The sequence below is a fragment of the Streptomyces iconiensis genome (assembly GCF_028657195.3).
Lineage (GTDB): Bacteria > Actinomycetota > Actinomycetes > Streptomycetales > Streptomycetaceae > Streptomyces > Streptomyces iconiensis.
In genome coordinates, this window is the sequence record NZ_JANCPR020000018.1 from 80,460 (window position 1) to 102,958 (window position 22,499).

At 71.2% G+C, this 22,499-nt stretch carries 18 protein-coding genes; 9 read left to right on the forward strand and 9 right to left on the reverse strand.

Annotated elements, in window-relative coordinates; genetic code table 11:
• The first annotated feature begins 87 nt into the window (after window positions 1–87).
• Window positions 88–1,335: an MFS transporter gene (locus NMN56_RS19310; protein WP_274046188.1), complete on the forward strand. Its 1,248-nt coding sequence runs from the start codon at window positions 88–90 to the stop codon at window positions 1,333–1,335.
• A 115-nt stretch (window positions 1,336–1,450) separates the two neighbouring features.
• Window positions 1,451–2,236, forward strand: a complete 786-nt coding sequence (locus NMN56_RS19315) for an NAD(P)H-dependent oxidoreductase (protein ID WP_274046111.1) — start codon at window positions 1,451–1,453, stop codon at window positions 2,234–2,236.
• 91 nt (window positions 2,237–2,327) lie between these two features.
• Here the strand turns inward: NMN56_RS19315 and NMN56_RS19320 are convergent, their stop codons facing one another.
• The 4 genes from NMN56_RS19320 to NMN56_RS19335 all read right to left on the reverse strand — a co-directional run bounded on the left by NMN56_RS19320 (window position 2,328) and on the right by NMN56_RS19335 (window position 8,380).
• A complete protein-coding gene (locus tag NMN56_RS19320) occupies window positions 2,328–2,981 on the reverse strand; it encodes a flavin reductase family protein (RefSeq protein ID WP_274046189.1) in 654 nt (217 codons plus the stop codon).
• A gap of 117 nt (window positions 2,982–3,098) precedes the next feature.
• A complete protein-coding gene (locus NMN56_RS19325) occupies window positions 3,099–3,917 on the reverse strand; it encodes an enoyl-CoA hydratase/isomerase family protein (RefSeq protein WP_274046112.1) in 819 nt (272 codons plus the stop codon).
• Between the two features lie 500 nt (window positions 3,918–4,417).
• Window positions 4,418–6,667, reverse strand: a complete 2,250-nt coding sequence (locus NMN56_RS19330; protein ID WP_274046113.1) for an acetate--CoA ligase family protein — start codon at window positions 6,665–6,667, stop codon at window positions 4,418–4,420.
• A gap of 576 nt (window positions 6,668–7,243) precedes the next feature.
• Window positions 7,244–8,380: a flavin-containing monooxygenase gene (locus tag NMN56_RS19335; protein WP_274046190.1), complete on the reverse strand. Its 1,137-nt coding sequence runs from the start codon at window positions 8,378–8,380 to the stop codon at window positions 7,244–7,246.
• Window positions 8,381–8,605: 225 nt separating this feature from the next.
• On the opposite strand from NMN56_RS19335, the gene NMN56_RS19340 reads away from it, so the two are divergent.
• The 3 genes from NMN56_RS19340 to NMN56_RS19350 all read left to right on the forward strand — a co-directional run bounded on the left by NMN56_RS19340 (window position 8,606) and on the right by NMN56_RS19350 (window position 10,317).
• Window positions 8,606–9,055, forward strand: coding sequence for a DoxX family protein (locus tag NMN56_RS19340; protein WP_274046114.1), 450 nt, complete (start codon window positions 8,606–8,608; stop codon window positions 9,053–9,055).
• The gene (locus NMN56_RS19345) at window positions 9,055–9,513 is read left to right on the forward strand and encodes a Zn-ribbon domain-containing OB-fold protein (RefSeq protein WP_274046115.1); all 459 of its coding nucleotides are present in this window, start codon (window positions 9,055–9,057) and stop codon (window positions 9,511–9,513) included. The genes NMN56_RS19340 and NMN56_RS19345 overlap by 1 nt, the downstream gene beginning before the upstream one ends.
• A gap of 291 nt (window positions 9,514–9,804) precedes the next feature.
• On the forward strand, window positions 9,805–10,317 hold the full coding sequence (locus tag NMN56_RS19350; RefSeq protein ID WP_274046116.1) for a GNAT family N-acetyltransferase: 513 nt from the start codon (window positions 9,805–9,807) through the stop codon (window positions 10,315–10,317).
• Between the two features lie 56 nt (window positions 10,318–10,373).
• Here the strand turns inward: NMN56_RS19350 and NMN56_RS19355 are convergent, their stop codons facing one another.
• On the reverse strand, window positions 10,374–11,141 hold the full coding sequence (locus NMN56_RS19355; RefSeq protein ID WP_274046117.1) for a polysaccharide deacetylase family protein: 768 nt from the start codon (window positions 11,139–11,141) through the stop codon (window positions 10,374–10,376).
• A 203-nt stretch (window positions 11,142–11,344) separates the two neighbouring features.
• Window positions 11,345–12,562 (reverse strand): thiolase C-terminal domain-containing protein, encoded by a 1,218-nt coding sequence (locus NMN56_RS19360; RefSeq protein ID WP_274046118.1) that lies wholly within the window; start codon window positions 12,560–12,562, stop codon window positions 11,345–11,347.
• Between the two features lie 120 nt (window positions 12,563–12,682).
• On the opposite strand from NMN56_RS19360, the gene NMN56_RS19365 reads away from it, so the two are divergent.
• Both NMN56_RS19365 and NMN56_RS19370 read left to right on the forward strand, forming a co-directional pair.
• On the forward strand, window positions 12,683–14,086 hold the full coding sequence (locus NMN56_RS19365) for an acyl-CoA dehydrogenase family protein (RefSeq protein ID WP_274046119.1): 1,404 nt from the start codon (window positions 12,683–12,685) through the stop codon (window positions 14,084–14,086).
• The gene (locus NMN56_RS19370; protein WP_274046120.1) at window positions 14,086–14,559 is read left to right on the forward strand and encodes a nitroreductase/quinone reductase family protein; all 474 of its coding nucleotides are present in this window, start codon (window positions 14,086–14,088) and stop codon (window positions 14,557–14,559) included. The genes NMN56_RS19365 and NMN56_RS19370 overlap by 1 nt, the downstream gene beginning before the upstream one ends.
• A 303-nt stretch (window positions 14,560–14,862) precedes the next feature.
• Here NMN56_RS19370 and NMN56_RS19375 read toward each other — a convergent pair whose 3' ends face one another.
• Window positions 14,863–15,510 carry a TetR family transcriptional regulator gene (locus NMN56_RS19375; protein ID WP_274046121.1) on the reverse strand — a complete coding sequence of 216 codons (648 nt, stop codon included), beginning with the start codon at window positions 15,508–15,510 and terminating at the stop codon, window positions 14,863–14,865.
• A 114-nt stretch (window positions 15,511–15,624) separates the two neighbouring features.
• Here NMN56_RS19375 and NMN56_RS19380 point away from each other — a divergent pair, with 114 nt between their 5' ends.
• Together NMN56_RS19380 and NMN56_RS19385 are read left to right on the forward strand one after the other, a co-directional pair.
• Window positions 15,625–16,494: a VOC family protein gene (locus NMN56_RS19380; protein WP_274046122.1), complete on the forward strand. Its 870-nt coding sequence runs from the start codon at window positions 15,625–15,627 to the stop codon at window positions 16,492–16,494.
• Between the two features lie 288 nt (window positions 16,495–16,782).
• Entirely contained in the window at window positions 16,783–19,713 is a 2,931-nt protein-coding gene (locus NMN56_RS19385) for an outer membrane protein assembly factor BamB family protein (RefSeq protein WP_274046123.1), read from the forward strand.
• A 313-nt stretch (window positions 19,714–20,026) separates the two neighbouring features.
• Here NMN56_RS19385 and NMN56_RS19390 read toward each other — a convergent pair whose 3' ends face one another.
• Together NMN56_RS19390 and NMN56_RS19395 are read right to left on the reverse strand one after the other, a co-directional pair.
• Window positions 20,027–21,475: an amidase gene (locus NMN56_RS19390; RefSeq protein WP_274046124.1), complete on the reverse strand. Its 1,449-nt coding sequence runs from the start codon at window positions 21,473–21,475 to the stop codon at window positions 20,027–20,029.
• Between the two features lie 295 nt (window positions 21,476–21,770).
• Window positions 21,771–22,355, reverse strand: coding sequence for a Trp biosynthesis-associated membrane protein (locus NMN56_RS19395; RefSeq protein WP_274046125.1), 585 nt, complete (start codon window positions 22,353–22,355; stop codon window positions 21,771–21,773).
• Between the last annotated feature and the right edge of the window lie 144 nt (window positions 22,356–22,499).

Below are 22,499 nucleotides of genomic sequence, written 5' to 3' on the forward strand. Positions count from 1 at the left end.
CTTTCCCCGGACGCTCCCCACCAGTCGCACGCGAAGGGCTCTCCCTCTCAGCCGCACGCCCGGGTCGGCGCCCCACGTCCGCCGAAGGTGGCGGGCGGGCGGCGCCCGCGCGTACACCGCGCCTGGTGGGTCGCGTTCGTCTGCTTCGTCGCTCTCGTCGGGGCGGCGGGATTCCGAGCCACTCCGAGCGTGTTCATCGACCCGCTGCACGAGGAGTTCGGCTGGTCGCACGGCACCATCTCCTCGGCCGTCGGCCTCAACGTGCTGCTGTACGGGCTCACGGCCCCCTTCGCCTCCGCACTCATGGAGCGTTACGGCATCCGGCAGGTCGTCTCCACCGCGCTGCTGCTGATCGCGGCGGGCAGTGGCCTGACGGTGTTCATGCAGTCCCAGTGGCAGCTCGTTCTGTGCTGGGGCGTTCTGGTCGGCATCGGATCGGGCTCCATGGCGCTCGCCTTCGCCGCCACGGTCACCAACCGGTGGTTCGTCGCCCGGCGCGGCCTGGTCAGCGGCATTCTGACGGCGGGCAGCGCGACGGGCCAGCTCATCTTCCTGCCGCTGGTCGCCCTGCTTGTGGAGGGCTCGGGATGGCGCACCGCCTCACTGGTCGTCTCCGGGGCTGCACTACTTGTCGTCCCTCTGGTGATCTGGCTGATGCGGGACCACCCTGAGGACGTCGGTCTGCGCCCTTATGGAGCGCCCGTCGGCCACGTCGCGCCCGTGGCTGACCCGGCGGGCGCCACGCGGCGCACCCTTACGGTGCTGTGGTCCGCCGCACGCACCCGGGTCTTCTGGCTCCTCGCGGGAACGTTCGCGATCTGCGGGGCCTCGGCCAACGGCCTTATGGGCACGCATTTCGTCCCCGCGGCGCATGACCACGGGATGGCCGTTCCGGTCGCCGCCTCGCTGCTCGCGGCCATCGGCGTCCTGGACCTGATCGGCACTGTCGCCTCCGGTTGGCTGACCGACCGCTTCGACGCACGCAGACTACTTGCGCTGTATTACGCGCTCCGTGGTCTGTCGTTGCTCGTGCTGCCGATGCTGTTCGCCGACTCGGTGCAGCCTCCGATGCTGTTCTTCATCGTCTTCTACGGCCTCGACTGGGTCGCCACGGTGCCGCCCACCATGGCGCTCTGCCGCGAGCACTTCGGTGAGGACAGCGCCATCGTCTTCGGCTGGGTCGTCGCCTCGCACCAGGTGGGTGCCTCCCTCGTCGCCTTCCTTGCCGGGCTCGTGCGCGACGCCACCGGCACCTACGACCTGGCCTGGACGGGCGCGGGCGCGCTGTGCGCGATGGCCGCACTGATGGCACTGATCATCCGCCGTCGCGTCTGAGCCGCTACGGGCAACCATGTGGTGAAGAGGGGAGCAGGGAGTGTGGCCAGAACCTTGCACTTGTCGTCCATACGGCCACTCGTTTCGTCCGGAGCGTCCGCGCAGGATCGGACGCATGAAGACACTCTGGATTTTCGCCCACCCTGAAGCCCGTTCCCTGAACGCCTCTCTGCGTGACGCTGGAGTGAGCACACTGCGCGGACTCGGCCATGAGGTACGCGAGTCCGACCTCTACTCCATGGGCTGGAAGCCCACCGTGGACACCGGTGACTTCCCCCGGCGGCCAATCGGGCGGCTACTGGTCGGCGAAGAGCAGGAACGCGCGTATGCAGGAGGCGGGTTCAGCGCTGATGTGCGGGCCGAACAGGAGAAGATCGCATGGGCCGACACGCTGGTCTTCCACTTCCCCATGTGGTGGTTCGGGCCGCCGGCCATCCTCAAGGGGTGGTTCGACCGCGTGCTGGTACAGGGCTTCGCGTTCGGAGTGAAGGCCCCGGACGGACACACCCGGCGCTACGGCGACGGAGGGCTCGCGGGCAAGCGTGCCATGGTGCTCACCTCGGTCGGTGCCCGCCCCTCCGGCTTCGGCCCCCGGGGTATCCACGGCCACATGGACGACGTGCTCTTCCCGCTGCACCACGCGATCTTCTGGTACACGGGCATGGAGGCCCTGCCGCCCTTCGTGGTGTACGGCGCCGACCGGATCACCGAGGACGGTTTCGCGCCGGTCGAGGAGGAGTTGCGGGGCCGCCTGCGCGAACTCCCCACCATGGAACCGCTGGCGTTCCGCCACGAGGCCGGAGGCGACTACGACGAGGACCTGGTGCTCAAGCCGCACGTCGCACCCGGCGTCACGGGAAACACCGCCCACTACCGCGAACGGGCACTCGTAGCGCGGTGACCACGGGCGCCGACGGGTGGTGACGAACGGGTCCTGCGCGTACGTCGTCGGGCGCGCAGCTCACGTACAGAAGCGCGGAGACCACGTACGCCTATGGCGCGTCCAGGCGCTCGAAGCGCCCCAGCTTGCCGCGGTGGAACAGGAGGGGATCGCCGTCTCCCTCTTGCGCGTCCAGTGCACGCACGCGTCCCACGACGATGAGGTGGTCGCCGCCCGTGTGAACGGCGTGGATCTCGCAGTCGATCCAGGCGGACACGCCCTCCAGCAGCGGCGAGCCGGTGACAGGCGCGGGGGCGTGGGTGACTCCGGCGAACTTGTCGGCGCCGCTCACAGCGAAGGCACGGCACAGTTCGTTCTGGGCGGCGGAGAGCACGTTCACGCAGAAGACCCCGGCGCGGGCGATGCGGGGCCAGGTGGTGGAGGTGCGGGCGACCATGAAAGACACCAGCGGCGGTTCCAGCGAGAGGGAGGCGAAGGACTGGCAGGCGAACCCGGCAGGCCCCGTCTCGCCCTCGGCGGCCGGGGCCGTGACGACAGTGACGCCCGAGGCGAAGTCCCCCAGTACGCGGCGGAAGACGGCCGGATCGACGGGGGCGCGCTCGCCGTCGCGTACGGCGCGCAGGTCGGGGCGCGGCAGCGCCGTCGGCGCCGCGGCCCCGTCCGGCGGATGCGCGGGCGCGGCGGACGTCGCGGTCGTGGTGGACGAGCCGACCGCGCGCAGATAACGCACCGCGGTCGCTGCCATACCGGCATGTCCCATCATGGCTTCATTGAATCTGATGCTCCGTCAGATTGGAAGGCTTGCGGGCCGGTTGACCCCGCATGAGGAGTCGCCTGCCTCTCCAGGGTAGCCACACCCGCTCTACCGGCCCTCGAACGTGGCGTCACGCCGCTCGACGAAGGAGTCCACGCCCTCTCGCGCGTCCCGCGTCGTCATATTGATCTCCTGTGCGGTCGCCTCGGCGGAGAAGGCGGGAGCGCGGCCTCCGTCGAGCGAGTCGTTCACGAGCCGCTTGGTGAGCGCCAGCGCCCGGGTGGGCCCGGCCGCCAGCCGCTCGGCCCAGGCACGCGCGGTCTTCTCCAGGTCCGCCGCAGGAACGACGCGGTTGACGAGTCCGATGCGTTCGGCATCGGCCGCCGGCAGCGAGTCGCCGAAGAACATCAGCTCCTTCGCCTTCTGCGGCCCCACCAGCCGTGGCAGCAGATACGCGCCACCCCCGTCGGGTACGAGCCCGCGCCGCACGAAGACCTCGACGAACTTGGCTTCCTCCGAGGCGATGACGAGGTCACAGGCGAGCGCGAGATGCGAACCGATGCCGGCAGCCGTGCCGTTGACCGCCGCGATCACCGGCTTCTCGCAGTCCAGTACCGCGGCGATCAGCCGCTGCGCGCCGCGCTCGATGGTGCGGGCCACATCGCCCGCCACACGCTCACGGCCCGCGTCCGGGGTGCCCCGCAGATCGGCGCCCGCGCAGAATCCTCGCCCCCGCGCCGTGAGCACGACCGCCCGTACGGCAGGGTCGGCGGAGGCGTCGGCGAGCAGCGAAATGAGACGTTCGCGCTGGTCCCAGGTGAGGGCGTTCATGGCGTGGGGACGGTCGAAAGTGATCCACGAGACGCCGTTGTCAGTGGCGTGCGCCACACTTTTCTCCACGGGTTCTTCACGGGGGGAGGACGTCATGAGGAAGCTCCTGTTCGCCATGGGGCGGGCGTGCTCGGTGCGTTGGGAACGGGCGGCGCGCTGGACGCGCCGGGTGCGGTACGCGGGACGGACGTGCTGGACATGGCGCGGCCCGTGGGGACGGCACGCCCGCATGGTGCGCCACCTGCCGCCCACCGCCAAGACGGGACCGGCCCGCGGAACCGGACCTGCGCTCAAGTCCTGCCCCGCACTTGGACCTTGCCCGGGTCTCAAGGCTGGGTCCGCTCGCAAGCCCGGGCCCGCTCGCAAGGCCGGGCCCGCTCGCAAGGCCGAGCCATGCCTCGCGGGTGGCCCGGCCCGCGGAGGCGGCTTCGAGTCTGGCCTCTGGTCCGGTCCGGGGCCCTGGCCCGGCCCCGACCCCGATCCCGGTATCGGGCCCCATCAAAGGCGAAGGACAAGACCAGAGCCAAGGGCAATGCTGGGGCCAACGCCAACTCCAGGGCCCTGTGCGGGCGTCGGCGGCCCCAGCCGGTGCGCTCTCACCGGCAGACGGCGAGTGCGTCGAGTGCCACGGCGCCCTGTCCGCGTGGCAGGACGACCAGAGGGTTGATGTCCAGTTCCGCGAGCCCTCCCGACTGTCCGTCGCCGCCCAGTTCCAGGGCCATCCGCTGGATGCGGAGGATGACCTCGACGAGCGCGTCGGTGTCGGCCGGCGGCCTGCCGCGCACGCCGTCGAGGAGCGCGGCGCCGCGCAGCTCGCCGAGCATGGCGCGGGCCTGGTCCTCGCCGAAGGGCGGGACGCGTACGGCCGAGTCGCGCAGGACCTCGACCAGTACCCCGCCGAGCCCCACGGTCACGGTGGGCCCGAACAATTCGTCCTGCGTGATGCCGACGACCATCTCCACGCCCGGGTCGACCATCTGGCACACGAGTACGCCGTCCAGTTCGATGCCCTCCTGCTGGGCGATGTCGGTCAGCTCGCGATAGGTGTCCCGTACCTGGCTGGCCGAGGTCAGCCCGATCCGTACGAGGCCGTACTCGCTCTTGTGCGCGAGCTGGGGGGCCGACGCCTTCATGACCACCGGATAGCCGACCTGAGCGGCGGAGCGGACGGCGCCGGCCGCGCTGGTGCACAGCTGTTCGCGCGGTACGCGGACGCCGTAGGCGCGCAGGAGCTGCTTGCCGGCGTGTTCGCTGAGCTGCTGGCCGGGGCGCAGCAGTGCCTGCGCCTTGCGGACCGAGGGGGAAGGCGTGCGGGGTGCGTCGTCGAAGGGGGAGCGGTAGGCACGGGTGAAGCGGTGGTGGCCGAGATAGGCGCTGACGGCGGTGACGCAGTTGGAGAACGTACGGAAGGTGGCGACGCGGGAGGAGCCGAGCAGTGTGTCGCGGTAGGCGTCCTCGGTGCCGACGGGCGAGCCCCATATGACGCAGATGAGCTTGTCGGTCTCCTCGGCGGCGTCCACGAGGTCCTGGGCGAGCTTGTCGCTCATGGGCGGGAACGGGCCGGTGATCGGGCAGACGAGCACCCCGACCTCCGGGTCGGCCAGGATCGCATCGATGATCTTCCTGCCGCGCCAGTCGCCCACGGGGTGACCGCCGTTGTCGATCGGGTTGGAGACGTTGAGGTAGTCGGGTATCCAGGTGTGCAGCTCGGTCTGCTTGGAGTCCGAGAGCGTCGGCAGGGTGAGTCCTGCGGAGGTCGCCATGTCGGAGAAGTGCGCTCCGGTTCCGCCGGATATCGAATACACGGCCACGCCCTCGGCGCGCGGCGGGCGCGCGCGGGCCAGCAGGGCCGAGGTGTCCTGGAGTTCGTCCAGGCCGTCCACGCGGATGACGCCGTACTGCCGCATCGCCGCATCGACCGTGGTGTCGGCGCCGGTGAGCTTGCCGGTGTGCGAGGCGGCCGTACGGGCTCCGGTCTCGGTGCGGCCGACCTTCACGGCGACGACGGGTACACCGTTGCGCGCCGCGCGGTCGGCGGCGAGGAGGAAGGCACGGCCGTCCTTGAGCCCTTCCACGTAAGCGGCGATGGCGCCGACCTCGGGTCGGGTGGCGAAGTAGGAGATGAAGTCGGAGGTCTCCAGGTCTGCCTCGTTGCCTGTGGGCGCCCAGTGGGAGAGGCGTACGCCCAGTTCCTGGAGGGTGAAGAGGGGGCGCCCCTGGTGGCCTGACTGCGTGATCAGCGCGATGGCGGGACCTTCGAGGTCGTCGCGGAAGTGTTCGAAGGCGTTGAGGTTGGTGTTGGGCCCCAGCAGCCGCAGACCCGAGTCAGCGGTCACCTCCGCGAGCCGCTCCTGTGCTGCCGCGCCCTCCTCACCGGTCTCGGCGAACCCGGAGGCGAAGGCCACGGCGAACTTGGTCTTCGTATCGGCCAGTTGCTCGATCACGGGCAACGGGTCGGCGACGAGGAGCACCGCGAGGTCGACGGGTTCGGGCAGGTCGGCGACGCTGGGCGCGCAGGGCAGCCCGAAGACCGTCTGCCGCGTGGGGTGCACGGGGTGCAGCCGCGCGCCGACCCGCTCGGCCCAGGCCAGCAGCTGGCGCGTGATGCCGGTGTTGGGCCGCCCCTCGGCATCCGAGGCGCCCACGACGGCGACGGACTCGGGCCGGAAGAACCGGTCCAGGTCGGGCACGGGCGCGTGCAGAGGACGTCCGCTGACGTCGAGGTCGTCGACGGGGGTCTCGGCTCTGCCGTGAACGGCGCCGAGCCCCTCCGCCTGCTCGCCGCAGGCCAGCACGCGGGCTGAACGGTGGGTGGTGGTGAGGGTGCCGTGAGTCGATCCGAGCATCGTTCTCGCCCACTCCTGTGTGATGGCCGACACAACTGAACTGACGCAGTGTCAGATTACTCAACTGACGCTGTGTCAGGAAGTGGTGCGCGAGTGATTGCCGACCCGGGATGCCGGGCCGCGGTGTGCAGGGACGGGTGAGGGGCGGGCGGGCGCGCGGGCTCCGGGGCGCCGCCGTGGCCCGGCGCTGGCCCGGCGCTGGGCCGGCGCTGGGCCGTGCCGGGCCGGTACTGAACCGGTGCGACGGTCGCTGTTGTGGTCGCTGCTGGGCCGGTGCCGTGCCCGGTGCCGGACCGGGAGCGGACCGGTGCCGCGGACCGGTGACCGTGATCCGGTAGCCGTGATCCGGGCTGGGCCGGTGTACGGGTGGCACATGGCTGGTGCGCGCGGTCGGTGCGGGACGCGCGTGGTCCGGTGGCCAGGTGCCGGTGCCGGTGCCGGTGCTGGGGCCGGTGCTGGGGCCGGTGCTGGGGCGGTCGGGCGGACGGTCGGCGCTGCGGTGGTGCGGTGGTGCGCCCCCTCCGGTCGGCGGTGGGGCACCGCCAGCCGACCGTGCGGGTCAGCCGACCGTGCGGGTCAGCCGACCGTGCGGGCCACCGCGCGGGCGATCCTGTGGGCGTCGAGTGCCAGTTCACGCAGTGTCCCGCTGATGGGGTTGGAGTACCCGGTGAAGTACAGCCCCGGCGCCGACGGATGGGCACGGGGCCCGTGCGCGAGGGGGCGTCCGCGCGCGTCCAGCACGCCGAGGTGGCCGACCAGGTTCTCCAGGCCGCGCCGGAACCCGGTGGCTGCTATCACCACCTCAGGGCTGAGGGTTTCGCCGTCCGCGAGCTGCACCTTCGCGCCGTCGAACGACTCGACGGCGGCCACAGGCTCCACCTTCCCGGCCTGCACCGCCTTGATCAGCCCCACGTCCTGTACCGGGATCGCGCCCTCCAGCACACGCGAGTACAGCCCGGGTTCAGGGCGCGGCAGCCCGTACGGGGTGAGGTCGGGCACCGATACCTTCGCCAGGCGTGCCGCCACCCGGTCGACGAGCCGTACGGGAAGCCGTCGGCACAGGATCGCGCTCCGTTGCGCGGGCCAGCCCAGGGTGGAGCGGCGCACGATGTGCGGGGGCGTGCGGACGGCGAGGCGTACGCGCCCGGCGCCGCTGTTGGCGAGGTCGGCGGCCAGCTCGGCGCCCGTGTTGCCGGCGCCGACGACCAGTACGTCCTTGCCCGCGTACGGAGAGGGTTCACGGTACTGGGAGGCGTGCAGGAGTTCGCCGGTGAAGGTGTCGCGGCCGGGCCAGGACGGCATGTACGCGGTGTGGTTGTAGCCGGTGGCGACGACGGTGGCCCATGTGGTCAGCCGTCGGCCTCCGTTGGCGTGCAGTACCCACTGCCCTCCATTGCGTTCGACCGTGTCGACCTCGACGCCCGTGGCGACCTCGATCCTGTGATGTGCCGCGTAGTCCTCCAAGTAGCGCACCAGGTCGGCCCGTGCGACCCAGCGCCCGTACGAGCGGGGGATGGGAAGGCCGGGGAGTGCGGACTGGGCGCGGGTCGTGTGCAGCCGTAGCCGCTCGTAGTGTCCACGCCATGAGGCCCCTACCGAGGGGGACTTCTCCAGTACGACCGCGCTGATTCCGCGCTGCTGAAGCGCGGCGGCGGTGGCAAGGCCGCCCGGCCCGGCACCGAGTACATGAACGGGGCTGCCGTCATCCGTCATGGGCATGCCGACGATCCTAGTCGCGCGGCCCCCTTGCGCACCTCCCCGTGCTTCCGGTGAACTGACGCCCCGTCAGTTGAACGGCGCATCGGCGACTGCCACCGGCACGGCCGGTGCGGCAGGAAGGGTCGGTGCGTCAGGTACCGGCTCTTGCGGGTTCCGGGCACTTCCGAACGCGTCCGGACAGTTCCGGAGGGCCCCGGGAAGTTTCGAGGAGGGTGAGGCATGGAGACCGTCTGGCTCAGTGGGGCCGAGTGGCTCGCGGTGCTGCGCGTCGGGCTCGGGCTGTGGTGGCTGGAGAGCTGGCGGCACAAGGACAAGAAGGGCTGGTTCGAACGCGGAACCGGCATCGCCTGGGCCACCGACGTCGCCTCCAAGCACCGGTGGGGCGCGGTGACCAAGGGCTTTGACGCAGTGGTGAAGCCGCGCCCACGCGCCATGGCGTACATCGTCGTCTATGCCGAACTGGCACTCGGGCTCGGCCTGATCGCCGGGTTCCTCACCCCGGTCGCGCTGATCGGCGGGCTGCTGCTCAATCTGCTCTACCTCGTCCTGATGATCCATGACTGGGCCGAGCAGGGGCAGAACGCGATGATGGCGCTCATCTCACTCGTCGCGCTCTTCGGGATGAGCTGGCAGACCTGGTCGCTCGACAGCGCGTGGGGGCTCTTCTGATGGGGGCGGCACCGAGGTTCGATCTGCCCGAGGCCGACGCGTTCACGCGCGCGTACTGGGAGGCCGCAGCCGAGAGGCGGCTGCTGCTGCGCAGGTGCCGCGCGGAGGGGTGCGGCGCCGCGCACCACTACCCGCGCGAATTCTGCCCCCGCTGCTGGAGCGAGGACGTCGTCTGGGAGGAAGCGAGCGGGCACGCCACCCTCTACACATGGTCCGTCGTACACCGCAACGACCTGCCCCCTTTCGGCGAACGTGTTCCGTATGTCGCGGCCGTCGTCGAGCTCGCGGAGGGCCCACGCATGATGACCGAGATCACCGGGTGCCCGGAAGAGCTGCTACAGGTCGGCATGGCGCTCCGCGCGGACTTCCGCAGGCAGGAAACAGGCGACACCGTGGCGGTGACGGGTGGCGGTGAAGGGGAAGGCGGCGTCGCCGTACCGGTCTTCCGGCCCGCGTGATTCCGGCGCTGTCAGCCTTGATGCGGGGTGGTGCGCCACGAGGTGGTGCGCCGCGAAATGGTGCGCTACAAGGCGGCAAGCCGCTGGGCGACACGGCATGCCATGGCATGAAGTGGTGAAGCGGCGGGACGCGAAGCCAGAAGCCGCGTGACGTGACGTGGCGCGGCGTGACGTGGCATGCCATGCGCTGACGTGTTCCGGCACGGCTGTGAGCGGAGACGTCGGCGGCGCGGCGCGTAGGTGCACGGCGGCGCCGCGTAATTCGCTGGAGAGCGGGGCCCAGGTTCGCGCATGCTGTGGGGTGTGCGTATCAGAACAGCGACCGAGGCCGACTGGGCCGCCATCTGGCCCTTCTTCCGCGCCATCGTCGCCGCGGGAGACACCTACACCTTCCCTCGCGACCTCGACGAGCGCGCGGGCCACGACATCTGGATGCTGGAGCCGCCCGCCCGCACCGTCGTCGCCGTGGACGAGGACGGCACGGTGCTCGGCTCGGCCAAGATGAACCGCAACCACATGGGAGCCGCTTCGCACATCGCCGGTGCCAGCTTCATGGTCGACCCGGCGGCGTCCCGCAAGGGCGTGGGCCGTGCCCTTGGCGAGTACGCCCTGAAGTGGGCGGCCGAAGAGGGGTACCGCGCGATGCAGTTCAACGCGGTCGTGGAGACCAACCACCGAGCGGTCGCCCTGTGGAAGTCGCTGGGCTTCCACATCGTCGGGACCCTGGAAGAGGGCTTCCTGCATCCCGAACACGGCTACGTGGGCCTGCACATCATGTACCAGCGCCTCACGCCGACGACGTAGCGGCCGGCCGCGGAGGCCGCGTCGGTCTCGCGGAGTCCACGCCGGGAACCCCGGCCTCAGGGACGGTAGATCGTGCCGGGGACCGGCTTCGCGGGGGCGAGAAGTTCCGGCACGGTGACGAAGGTGTAGCCCTTCTTCTTCAGTGCCTTGATGATGCCGGGCACTGCGGGAACGGTGCCCTTGTAGATGTCATGGAGCAGGATGATGCCGTCGCGTTCGGTCTGCTCCAGGACGCGCTTCTTGATCAGCTTCGAGTCGGTGGTCTGGTAGTCCTTCGCCGTCACGCTCCACAGCACCTGTGAGACGCCGAGGCTCTTGGATATCTCGCTGATGTTGTCGTCCGTACGCCCCTGTGGCGGGCGCATCAGGGTGGGCTCGGTGCCGGTCAGCTTCTTGATCTCGCGCTGGGGGCGGCCTATCTCCTCGCGGACCTCTTCGTCGGACAGGTCGGTGAGGATGCCGTGCGACCACGTGTGGTTGGCGACTTCGTGGCCCTCGTTCGCGATACGGCGCACGAGTTCGGGATAGCGGTCGATGTGCTTCTTGCCGAGCAGGAAGAACGTGGCGGGCACCTTGTCCTTCTTCAGGATGTCCAGCAGCTTCGGGGTGTTCTGACTCGGGCCCGCGTCGAAGGTGAGCGCCACGCACTTGGTCTCGCCGCAGTCCGTCCCGCCCGGCTTCCCGGCCGCCTGGGGCGCCGGCTCCTTGCGTGCGTCGTCGGGCGAGACGGTGTCGACCTTCGCGCAGCCGCTCACGGCGAGCGACACGCTCACAGTCGTCACGAGGGCAGCGGTCACCGCGGTTCGTATGCGCTTGATCTTCATGTGCAGCACTATACATAGCGAGTATATAGCGAGTGTATAGAGGGCCAGTGTAGTGCTGGAGTATAGACGGGGTGTATAGGCGCCCACCACGGCGTTCAGTCATGCGAAAGCGCTGGGCAGCGGTCGGACCGCAGGCTCAGGAGTGGGGCGGGGAGAGAGTGTGGGCCGAGAGCGGGGGTTGGGGCCGGGCGCGCTGAGTGGCGTCAGTCGCGGCCGAGTACGACCGTGCCCGAGGAGCAGAACCAGCCGCCCGTCCCCGAGGCGACGGCCAGTTCGGGCAGTGCGCCTCCGGCCTTGCGTACCTGCCGTGCCTCGCCCGCCTCGCCGCGCAACTGCCGTACGGCTTCCACCAGAAGGAAGAGGCCCCGCATCCCGGGGTGGCACGCGGACAGGCCGCCCCCGTCGGTGTTCACCGGTAGTGCTCCGTCCCGCAGGAGCCGCCCCTTCTCGACGAACGGGCCGCCCTCACCCTTCGCGCAGAAGCCCAGGTCCTCCAGTGTGACGAGGGTCATGTAGGTGAAGGCGTCGTAGATCTGTGCGAGGTCGATGTCGGCCGGGGTGACACCGGCCCGCTCGAAGGCCGTACGTCCCGAGGCGGCGGCAGGTGAGACCGTGAAGTCCTCCCACTCGGACATTGTCGTGTGCGAGACGGAAGTGCCGGAACCGAGTATCCATACGGGCGGCTTGGCCAGGTCCGGTGCGTGGTCCTCGGCGACGAGGAGCACGGCGCAGCCGCCGTCGGAACGTATGCAGCAGTGCAGCTTGGTGAACGGATCGGCGATCACGGGGCCCGCCAGTACGTCGTCCACGGTGATCGGGTCGCGGTACATGGCGTCGGGGTTCGTCGCCGCGTTGGCGCGCGCCTGTACGGCCACCTCGGCCAGCTGCTCCAGCGTCGTGCCGTACTCGTGCATGTGGCGGCGGGCCGCCATCGCGTACTTGGCGACAAGGGTGTGCCCATAGGGGACCTCGAACTGGAGCGGACCGCGCGCGCCGAAGGACAGGTTCGAGGTGCGGCGGCGTGCCTTGATGTCGGCGCGCGCGGTGGACCCGTAGACGAGAAGTACGGCGTTGGCGTGCCCTTCGGCGATGGCGTCGGCCGCGTGCGAGGCCATGACCTCCCATGCGGCGCCGCCGACCGAGGTCGAGTCGACCCAGGTGGGGCGCAGTCCGAGGTACTCGGCGACCTCGACGGGGGCGAGGGTGCCGAGTCCGGCGGAGGCGAGACCGTCGATCACGGAGCGGTCGAGTCCCGAGTCGGCGAGCGCACGGCGAGCGGCCTGCGCGTGCAGCGCGTACGGCGTCGCCTCGTCGACCCTTCCGCCGTCGGACAGGGCGACCCCGGCGACGGCGACCCGGCGCCGGCCGGTGTGTGAGCGGGATGAGGGCTGCGGAGCCGTCCAAGTACCTGCTGCAGACATAAATCTGACGGTACATCAGTTCTCTGGAGGGGGAACAGGTGACAGTGGGACGCGCACCTCTGGGCATCTGGGCCCGGTGTACCTAGCATGACGCCCCGTCAGATCTGAGGGGAGCTGTCGATGGACACCGCGTTCACCGAGGAGCAGGACGAGATACGCCGCACGGTGCGGGAGCTGCTCGCGCGGCGCTGCGGCCCCGACGACGTGAAGTCGGCGGTCAGGACCGGCGCCGGGTACGACGAGGAACTGTGGCGCACGCTGGCGGGCGAGCTGGGCCTGCCCGGCCTGACGCTGCCCGAGGAGTACGGCGGCGTGGGCTGCGGCGCCGCCGAACTGGCGCTCGTCTTCGAGGAGGCCGGCCGCGCCCTGCTGCCCTCACCACTACTGGCGACCGCCGCGCTCGCCGCGCCGCTCATCGCCTCGCTGGGTACCCCAGCGCAGCGCGGTGCGCTGCTGCCCTCGCTGGTGTCGGGTGAGCGCACGGCGGCGCTGGCCGTACCCGCGGGTGCGCTGCCCGTGGCACTGGGGCTCACCGGTGACGCGGCGGAGGACGCGGGCTGGGCGGGCGGCGGCCGTGCGGGCGGCATGCAGGCGTACCGCGACCAGCAGCGGCCCGGTGGATGGCGGCTCTACGGGGAGTGCGGTCAGGTGCTCAGCGGGCACAGCGCTGGACTGCTGCTGGTGGCCGCGCACGCGGGCGGCTTCGCGCGTAGTCGTACGTTGCTCTTCCTCGTGGACGCCGGATCGCCGGGGCTCGGGTGTGTCCGGCAGACGGCCCTGGACGAGACACGGGCCGTCGCACGGCTCGAACTGCGGGACACACCGGCCCGGTTGCTGGGGACCGACGACGAGCGGGCCGCGAGCACCGCCGCCGCTCTCGCCCGGCTCGGACCGCGCGTGGCTGCGGTGCTCGCGGCCGAGGCCGTAGGGGCCGCCGACAGCGCCCTCACCCGCACCGTCGCGTACGTGAAGCTGCGCGAGCAGTTCGGGCGGCCCATCGGCTCGTTCCAGGCCGTACAGCACCGCCTCGCTGACGTCTACGTGCAGGTGCAGGCAGCGCGCTCGGCGGCGTACTACGCGGCGTGGGCCGCCGACGCCCACGTGAACGCCCATGAGCACGCCGACGCCGACGCCGACGCGCGAGCGCGTGTACGGGGCGACGCGACGGCGGGTGGGCTCGCGCTGGCGCAAGGGCTGGAGGCGTTGCGGCTGGCCGCGGGAGAGGCCGTGCAGTTGCACGGTGGTGTCGGCTTCACCTGGGAGCACGAGGCGCACCTGTACTTCAAGCGCGCCGCGGGTGACGACCTGCTCTTCGGGCCCGTGCACAGGCTGCGCGCGCACGCCGCGGAACGGGCCGTGCTGTTCGCACCCGACGCCGGAGCCGACGGTCACGCGAACGGCGGCCGGGCGAGGCGGGAAGCGGGAGAACACGGAGGGCGGGAGACGGGAGAAGAGGCGGTGACCGGGAACAGCAGGGAAGAGGCAGAACGGGACAGGAAGCGGCAGGAGGCGGTCAGGGCCTGATGGACAAGACGAAGGCGATCCAGAAGGTGTCCTCCACCCGGGCTTTCGCACGGATCGCGCCCCATGTGATTCCCGTGCTCGACCGCGCGGTGCACCGCCTGTCGCGCGGCAGGACGATGATGAGCACCCAGATGCTGCCCGGAGTGGTGCTGACCTCGACCGGCGCCAAGAGCGGCCAGCAACGGGTCACTCCGCTCGCCTGCATGCCCGAGGAGGAACGGGGGAGCTGGCTGCTCATCGGCAGCAACTTCGGCCGTACGGGCCACCCGGGCTGGACGGCGAACCTGCGCCGTCACCCCGATGCCCGGATCAGCTGGAAGGGACGCGACATCGCCGTACGCGCACGGCAGTTGGAGGGTGAGGAGCGGGCCGAGGCGTGGGAGGAACTGCTGCGGTTCTGGCCGCCGTACTCCGTCTACCAGGCGCGGATCGAGCGCCGTATACGCGTGTTCAGACTGGAGCGGCGCGAGTGACTGAGGGAGGCAGACCGCGCGGCTGACGGTGCGACTGGTTGTGGGACGGAAACCGCGCAACTGCCGTGCCATGGGGACTGGGCGACTGACTGCGCGACCGGCCGGGGGCGGCTGGAAAACGGACACCGCGCGGTGGGCGGCGTTACTGGCGTACTACTGGTGATGCGGTTGCCGTGGGACCGGCGGTGCGGCCCCCGGCGTGACCGAGCGGGTGGCTGACGGTGCGCGCGCCTGCGGTGCGGGCGGTCGGCGTGATCAGTGGTCGCGCCCTCGCGCTCTGCCGGCCGTCACCTCCTCCGGCCGTTACCTCGCCGGCTTCTTGCCCGTCACGCCGAGGTGCACCAGGAGGGCGAGGCTGGGCTTCAGCTCGGACTGTTTGACGCCCCAGGTCTGGAAGCCCTTCTGGTGGCCCGCCACGGAGGCCAGCATGGCCACGAGGGAGCCCGCGACGGCGGTCGCGTTGATGTCCTTGTCGACCTTGCCCTTGGACTGGAGGTCCTTGATGGAGTCGGACAGGGAGTTGTTGACGGAGTTCAGGATCTTCATGCGGATCTTGTAGAACCGCTTGTCACCCTCGGCGGCGCCGAGGTCGACCACCCGGAGGATCGCGTCGTTCTTGCGCCAGAAGGAGAAGAAACCCTCGACCAGGTCCTCCGCCGTCTGTCTGCCTGCCTTGCCCACCCAGGAGCGCCCGGCGACCAGGTCGGTCAGCCCCGCACCCTCCTTCGCCATGGCCTCGGCGATCTCCAGCACGGCGCCCTCGACATCGGGGAAGTACTGGTAGAAGGTCGCGGGGGACGTGCCCGCTTTCCGTGCGACGTCGATGACCTTGACGTCGCGGTAGGGCGACGAGCTGAGCATCTCGCTGAGGCAGTCGAGCAGCTTCTGCCGCGTCGCCTGGCCGCGGCGTCCGGCCACCCGGCCGTCGACGGTTCGAACTTGTCCTGTCATGCCGTCAGCTTACCGAGGGGTGATCGGCCCGCGATTCCTCCGCATGCAAATGGGGTGCGACCACTCCGGCACGCGGTCAGAGCCCCTCGGCGGGACCACGAGGAGATTCGGAACATGACCGACAGCACCCGGCAATTCGCCGAGGGAGAACCCTGCTGGGCAGAGGTCACGCTGCCCGACGCCGAGGTGGGAAAACGGTTCTACGGCGCACTACTGGGGTGGACATTCGAACCGGCGCGCTCCATGGAGGACGACGGAGGGCCGCTGCACGGGACCGATGGCGGCAGGCTCCCGCACGCGGCGGACGAGGGTGGCCACCTCGCGGCGCTCCACGGCAGGCCGGTCGCCGCAGTCCGTGAGTGGTCGGGGCACGGACTACGGGCCGTCTGGCGGCTCCACCTCTCCACCGCCGACGCCGCCGCGGCCCTGACCCGCGTACGCGACGCGGGCGGCCGGGTGGTCGCGGACGCGGTGGAGGTGCCGGGCGGGGGCGTGACCGCCGTCGCCGCCGACCCCGGAGGCGCGGACTTCGGCCTGTGGGAGCCGCGAGGCGGCCGTACGGGTTTCGTGGCCGCCGACGAACCCGGCGCCTACGTGTGGGGCGAAGTGCTGGCGCGTGAGGAGGACAGAGAGGCCGTGGACACCTTCTACGAGCGGGTCTTCGGGTTCGGTACCTACCCGGCGGACTTCGGGGCCGGGAGCCCGGCCGAGGGCACCGACTTCGCCGTATGGGTCCCGTCGGGCGCCCCGGCCGGAGACGCGCGGGCGATCGGCGGACGCGGAACGCTCGATGTGGCCGCTTTCCCCGAGGCGGCACCACACTTTCTGACGTACTTCTCCGTAGCCGACTGTGCGGGGACGGCACATACGGCGGTGCGGCTCGGGGGCCGGGTGCACAGCGGCCCCATGGACACCGCGTACGGATGCCACGCCGTGCTCGCCGACGACCAGGGCGCGGAGTTCGCCGTCATGACGCGCAGCTGAGGGCGGCTCCGGAATGGAGTGGGCAGAGGGTTGGGGGAGCACCGCGAGGAGAGATGACCATGGGGGAAACACGGGGAGTTGAGAGGAAGCTGACAGGAGAGGAATGCCGGACTCATCCAGCACTGGGGTGCTTTGGTGTATGACGAAGACACTTACGAGCCGCCCCCGGGTTCGCAACCGCCGCGTCAGCCAGGAAGAATCAGCCTCCGGACCGCAGGTCCGGCACGGCAGTGAGAAGCTGCACGGGGCGGGAAGTCGTACGGCCCCTACGGGGAGGTGGCAGGCAAAGTGGTGGAGCAGCTGACGCAGCACGATCCGCGGCGGATCGGCCCGTTCGAGGTGCTCGGCCGTCTCGGTGCCGGCGGTATGGGGCTGGTCTACCTCGCGCGTTCGGCCTCGGGCCGGCGCGTGGCGATCAAGACGGTGCGTACGGAACTCGCGGAGGACCAGCTCTTCCGGGTGCGCTTCACCCGCGAGGTGGAGGCGGCGCGTGCGGTCAGTGGCTTCTACACGGCGGCGGTCGTGGACGCCGACCCGCGGGCGGCCATCCCGTGGCTCGCCACCGCTTATGTGCCCTCGCCCTCGCTTGAGGAAATAATCAACGACTGCGGTCTGCTGCCCGTGCAGGCGGTGCGCTGGCTGGCGGCGGGGATCGCCGAGGCGCTTCAGTCCATCCATGGCGCGGGCCTCGTGCACCGCGACCTCAAGCCGTCCAACGTTCTCGTCGTGGAGGACGGTCCGCGCGTCATCGACTTCGGTATCGCCTCCGGCGTCTCCAACACCCGCCTGACGATGACGAATGTCGCCGTCGGCACCCCCGCCTACATGTCGCCGGAGCAGGCGCGGGACTCACGCAGCGTCACCGGCGCCAGCGACATCTTCTCGCTCGCCTCGACCCTCGTCTTCGCCGCGACCGGGCACGCGCCCTTCCATGGGGCCAACCCCGTCGAAACCGTTTTCATGCTGCTGCGTGAGGGCCCCGACCTGGAGGGCCTGCCCGACGAACTGCGGCCCCTGATCGAGTCCTGTATGCGCATGGAGGCCGACCAGCGTCCTACGCCTGCCGACCTTCAGGCACAGCTGGCCCCGCACCTGTTCGCCGCCGGCAGCGACGACAGCGGCACCGTTTCCGCCTGGCTGCCCTCGACCGCCGTCTCGCTGATCGAGCGGCGCAGGGGAGGACGTACGGGGCTGCGGCGGCAGAGCGCGGAGAACAACGGCGGGGGCGCGGCGGCGCCCCACGGTGGCGCCCCGGGCGCGGGGCAGGGCGTGCCCCCGCCGCCCGAGGGCCCTCCCGTCTCACACGTAGAGCCCGGCCCCGCGGCCTCGGCGCACTCCGCTTCCGCGCAGTCCGCCCCGGCACCGGCTGCCTCAGCGCCGGCGGGGAAGTGGGAGCACGGCATTCCCGCCGGGCCCGGGGGCCCGGCCGCCATCGGCGGCGCCGGGGCCGAGCCGGCGCCCGGTCCTGACGCGGGCCGGGGCGCTGGGCCCGGCGGCGCTCAGGGCACCGGTTCCGCGCCCGTCGTCTCGCGCCCGTCCTCGCAGCCGGGTACGCCCGACGGCGGTCCCGTCAGGCTGCCTGGTTCGCATGTGCCCATCGGCCCGGGGCCCCGCCGCCCGGACGAGTCGGGGCGCGAGGCCGGTACGGGTGCCTCGACCGGCTGGGTGCGCCCGCCCAACGGTGCCCAGCACGCGGCGCCGCCCCAGCCGCACGCGCCGCCGCAGACCCAGTTCCCGCCGCAGGCGTCCCCGCCGTCACAGCCGTTGGGGCCTGGCCAGATGCCCGGTCAGGCGCCCGGTCCCGCACCCTCCGTGCTCGGGCAGCCGCAGGGCCCCCGGCACGCGGGCGGGCAGGACCACGGCGCCGCTGCCGCACAGGGCGGCCTGGCCGTCGGCCCGCCGCACGCGCCGCCGCTCGACGGGATGCCCGCAGCTCCCGCGGTGCCTCCCGCGAGCCCGCCCAGTCACGCGGTGCACCCCGGCCACCACGTAGCGCAGCAGTCCCAGCGGTCCCCTCAGCCGCAGCAGTCCCCGTCAGCGCCCTCTCCGCCCGCTGCGGAACCGCCGCCGCACTCCGCCGCCGCGCCGCAGCGCTGGCGTCCCTGGCGGTTCCGCATGTCGAACGACGTATGGGGCTCACCGGCCGTGGCCGACGACCTGCTGTACGTCACGTCGTTCGAGGTGCACGCGCTCGATGTGGCCAGCGGCCGACGGCAGTTCAAGACCCGTGAGGTCGCCTGGTCCATGGCCGTCTCCGGCGGACGTGTGCACGCTTCCGACGGACCGAGCCTGTACGCGCTCGACGCCACCAACGGCTCCGAGCGCTGGCGCCTGGCAACCGACGGCTGGGTCTACTCCCTCCAGGTCGACCGGGGCACCGTCGTCACCGGTACGCGCGGCGGCGGCGTGCAGGCATGGGAGGCCGCCAGCGGCGAGAAGCTGTGGGAACTCTCCGGCGCGCAGGCCGACTTCGAGACCCCCGAGGGCGGTCCCGTCATCGTCGACGGCACGGTCTACGCCTGGGCCGAGGGACGGCTGTACGCGCTGGAGGCCCGTACGGGCAGCGAGCGCTGGTCGTACCCGGTGGGTGACGCGTCCGCGACGGGCGGCGTACCCGTACGGCTCACGGCGGCCGAGGACGGCGCCGTCTACGTGTGCGCCGGCTCCCGCGTCTTCGCGCTGGACGCGGCAACGGGCACCGAGCGCTGGCGCTTCGATGCGCCCGCCGCCTTCCTGAGCCCGCCCGCCTTCGTTCCCGGGCCCGGCGTGACCGGCGGCGGCATCTACCTCGCCGACTACCTCGGCATGGTCTACGCACTCGACACCGGTAACGGTCACGACCGCTGGCGCATTGCCACCGAGGCCCGCCACTCGACGGAGGCCGTCGTCACGGCCGACGGGCTCGTCCACCTCGGGAGCGGCAGCGCGCTCTACACCCTCGACGCCGTGAGCGGTGCGCCGCGTTGGCGCTTCGCGACCGGCGCCGACATCGTCGGGGCGCCCGTCGTCGCCGACGGACGCGTCCACTTCGGCTCCGGTGACCACTGCCTGTACACGGTCGACGCGGTCGGTGGCCAGCTCCGCTGGAAGCTGGCCACCGGCGGTGAGATCACCGGCTCGCCTGTGGCGGCCGGTGGGGTCATCTACGCGTGCAGCAAGGACCGTTGCGTCTACGCGCTCGACGCGGCGAAGGGCACGGGGCAGTCCCGCACCACGTAGCCCGCCCGCCCCACCTGTGCCCCGCATGTATGCGTGCGCTCACCGGCTGCGGTGAGCGCCGCGTTGGCGCGACGCCCCATGGGGCGCGATGCCGTGATGCTCCATTGGGCATGATGCCGCGACGCCGCGTGCGCGCGGCAGCACCCTTTCGCGCCGCGGGCACGCTCAGCGAACTCCGGCCCGGGTGCGGCGGGATCGGGTCAGGCCGGTCCTTCGGGTGGCGTGGCGTCGCCGGTCTGTGCGAGTGGATGTTCGCCGCTGCGGTGGGGAAGAAGCCCGTGTCTCTTCCTCTGCGGACACCCGGTAGTGAGCCCTACTCCGGTGGCTGGAAGCCGCCGATCTTCTGCTCCAGCAGTTCGGCCAGCCGTAGTGGGGTGCGGTCCTCGGACATGGGGCCGATGAGCTGCACTCCTACTGGCAGCCCTTCCGGGGACCGGCCCGTTGGTACGGCGGTGGCGGGTAGGCCGGGCATGGTGGCCAGTCCGGCCCAGACGAGCTGGTCGAAGTAGGGGCAGGTGACGCCGTCGATGTCGATCCGGCGTTCCATAAGGTCGGGGTTGTGGTCATGGGGGAACGCGGGAGTGGGCGTGATGGGACACAGCACGGCGTCGAACTCGGCGAAGAGCTGCCGCCAGCCATGGCGGTGCAGCTCGCGTCGGTTGTTCGCCTCGATCCAGTCGCGGTGGCTCAACACGATGCCGCGCAGCCGCGCCGCGTCGAGACCCTGGTCGTCCGCGCTCAGTCCGGCGGCGCGGTTCCGTAGCTGTTCCATTTCGACGGGAAAACGCGCAGGGGAGCTCGAAAACAGCAACTGCGTGTAGAGCGTCCCGGCTTCGGCCAGGTCGGGCAGCAGGGGGCTGTGCCGGTCGACGCGGGCGCCGCCGTCGGCGAGCGCGTCGGCCACCCGGTTCACGCCCGCCCGCACGGCGGACCCGGTCGGAATCAGCGGATGTTCATCGAGGACCAGGACCCGGAAGTCGCAGAGCCGCTCGTGGCGCGCGGGCGGCAGCGTCAAGTGGTGCGCCACACCGAGCGTCAGCGGGTCGGGTCCCGCCATGACGTCGAGCAAAAGCGTGAGGTCCCGGGCACTGCGCGCCATGGGACCGACGACGGCGAGGTCGAGGTCGGCCGGCAAGGCCGGCGCGGGCGGCGGGACCATACCGCGGGTTGCCGCCAGCCCCAGTGTCGGCTTGTGTGCGTAGACACCGCAGAAATGTGCGGGAGTTCGCAACGAACCGGCGATGTCGGAGCCGATGGAAAGGGCGCCGAATCCGGACGCCAGGGCCGCCGCCGATCCACCCGAGGATCCACCCGGCGTGCGGCCGTGATCCCACGGGTTATTGGTGGTGCCGTAGATCTCGTTGAAGCTCTGCACATCTTGCAGCCCCAAGGGCACATTGGTCTTACCGAGCACCACGGCGCCCGCGGCCTTGAGCCGTGAAACCTGTACCGCGTCCTCGGCCGGTATGTGGTTCCGGTACGGCGGCATACCCCAGGTCGTGGGCAGTCCGGCGACGTTGTAGCACTCTTTGACCGTCACCGGAATTCCGAGCAGCGGCCGGTCCTCACCGCGGGCGCGTGCCCGGTCCGCACCGCGTGCGGCGGCCCGTGCGCGGTCGAAATCCGGCACACAGACCGCGTTGACCGCCTTGTCTTCCCGCTCGATACGGATAATCGCCTCATCGGTCAGTTCCGCCGATGTCACTTCACCGGTACGCAAGGCAGCCGCGAGTTCTTCGGCCGTCTGAAGATTCCATCCCATGAATCGGGACCGTATCGGCCTCTTGGGCAGGCCAGAAAATGCCGTTTCGCGCAATAGGACGGCTGCCGCAATACGCGACATGTTCCCCGCACGGCATGTTCCTCTTCGGCCCGGAGATGCGGCCCGGAGATGCGGCCCGGAGATGCGGCCCGGAGATGCGGCCCGGAGATGCGGCCGGCGGGCGGCCGGCGGGCGGCGATTGCGGCGCGCGGGCTATTTATTTCGCCGTTGCGGCGGAAAAGAATGGGATGGGCGCCGCGTCCGGGGAAGAGGGCCCCGTGGGCCCTGTTGGGTCCTACGCCGCGTGCCTGTGGTCGCCCTGGTCTTCCTCGCCGTCTTCCTGGGGGCGCCAGGAGGACGGCTGGTTCTGGGGCGGGGGCGGCGCGGGGAACTGGCGGGTGTTGTCGGGGCGGGCGGTGTCCGCGTGGGCCTCGTCGAGGCGGTTGTCCTTGCGGTGGCGGCCCGAGCCGGCGCGGCCCCGCATGACGACGGCCGCCGCCAGGAGGAGGACGCCGCCTCCAAGGGCCATCCCCGCACCGGAGTTGAGGCCGTTGTCGGCTGCCGTGAGGCTGCCGGCGGCCTGGCCCTGGCGCACCATCCACAGGATGGTGAAGCCGAGGGCCAGTACGGCTGCGACCGTGACCGTCAGGCGCGAGCGCAGCACGATACCCAGCACGGTGAGGACGGCCACGACCAGCATCACCAGGAAGAGGCCGGTGAAGAGCGACGCCCCAGCGCCGGTGATGCCGCCGCCCTCGAAGAGCTGGGTGAGGCGGAAATCGCGCCCATGGCGGCCGTCGTACCAAGGACGGAAGGGGCTCCATACGGCGACCGCCGCTCCGATGAGGGCGAGCAGGGACCCGAGACTGTTCCGGATCATCGGCTTCGCCTCCCTAATCCGGCGCCACTTTCCGGCGCCGCGCGGGTGCGTGATCCACTCTCGACGTTACGCCGCCGGGAACCCGCTCGCCACTGGTGGCGTCTCCAGCCGGTGACACAGTTGTGCTGCACGCGACAACCGTCG

Excerpts from the sequence above, each read along its gene's own strand:
- NMN56_RS19315 (WP_274046111.1), top strand. The coding sequence starts at position 1,451 with ATGAAGACACTCTGGATTTTCGCCCACCCTGAAGCCCGTTCCCTGAAC.
- NMN56_RS19320 (WP_274046189.1), bottom strand. The coding sequence starts at position 2,981 with ATGGCAGCGACCGCGGTGCGTTATCTGCGCGCGGTCGGCTCGTCCACC.
- NMN56_RS19325 (WP_274046112.1), bottom strand. The coding sequence starts at position 3,917 with ATGACGTCCTCCCCCCGTGAAGAACCCGTGGAGAAAAGTGTGGCGCAC.
- NMN56_RS19330 (WP_274046113.1), bottom strand. The coding sequence starts at position 6,667 with ATGCTCGGATCGACTCACGGCACCCTCACCACCACCCACCGTTCAGCC.
- NMN56_RS19335 (WP_274046190.1), bottom strand. The coding sequence starts at position 8,380 with ATGACGGATGACGGCAGCCCCGTTCATGTACTCGGTGCCGGGCCGGGC.
- NMN56_RS19340 (WP_274046114.1), top strand. The coding sequence starts at position 8,606 with ATGGAGACCGTCTGGCTCAGTGGGGCCGAGTGGCTCGCGGTGCTGCGC.
- NMN56_RS19345 (WP_274046115.1), top strand. The coding sequence starts at position 9,055 with ATGGGGGCGGCACCGAGGTTCGATCTGCCCGAGGCCGACGCGTTCACG.
- NMN56_RS19350 (WP_274046116.1), top strand. The coding sequence starts at position 9,805 with ATGCTGTGGGGTGTGCGTATCAGAACAGCGACCGAGGCCGACTGGGCC.
- NMN56_RS19355 (WP_274046117.1), bottom strand. The coding sequence starts at position 11,141 with ATGAAGATCAAGCGCATACGAACCGCGGTGACCGCTGCCCTCGTGACG.
- NMN56_RS19360 (WP_274046118.1), bottom strand. The coding sequence starts at position 12,562 with ATGTCTGCAGCAGGTACTTGGACGGCTCCGCAGCCCTCATCCCGCTCA.
- NMN56_RS19365 (WP_274046119.1), top strand. The coding sequence starts at position 12,683 with ATGGACACCGCGTTCACCGAGGAGCAGGACGAGATACGCCGCACGGTG.
- NMN56_RS19370 (WP_274046120.1), top strand. The coding sequence starts at position 14,086 with ATGGACAAGACGAAGGCGATCCAGAAGGTGTCCTCCACCCGGGCTTTC.
- NMN56_RS19375 (WP_274046121.1), bottom strand. The coding sequence starts at position 15,510 with ATGACAGGACAAGTTCGAACCGTCGACGGCCGGGTGGCCGGACGCCGC.
- NMN56_RS19380 (WP_274046122.1), top strand. The coding sequence starts at position 15,625 with ATGACCGACAGCACCCGGCAATTCGCCGAGGGAGAACCCTGCTGGGCA.
- NMN56_RS19390 (WP_274046124.1), bottom strand. The coding sequence starts at position 21,475 with ATGGGATGGAATCTTCAGACGGCCGAAGAACTCGCGGCTGCCTTGCGT.
- NMN56_RS19395 (WP_274046125.1), bottom strand. The coding sequence starts at position 22,355 with ATGATCCGGAACAGTCTCGGGTCCCTGCTCGCCCTCATCGGAGCGGCG.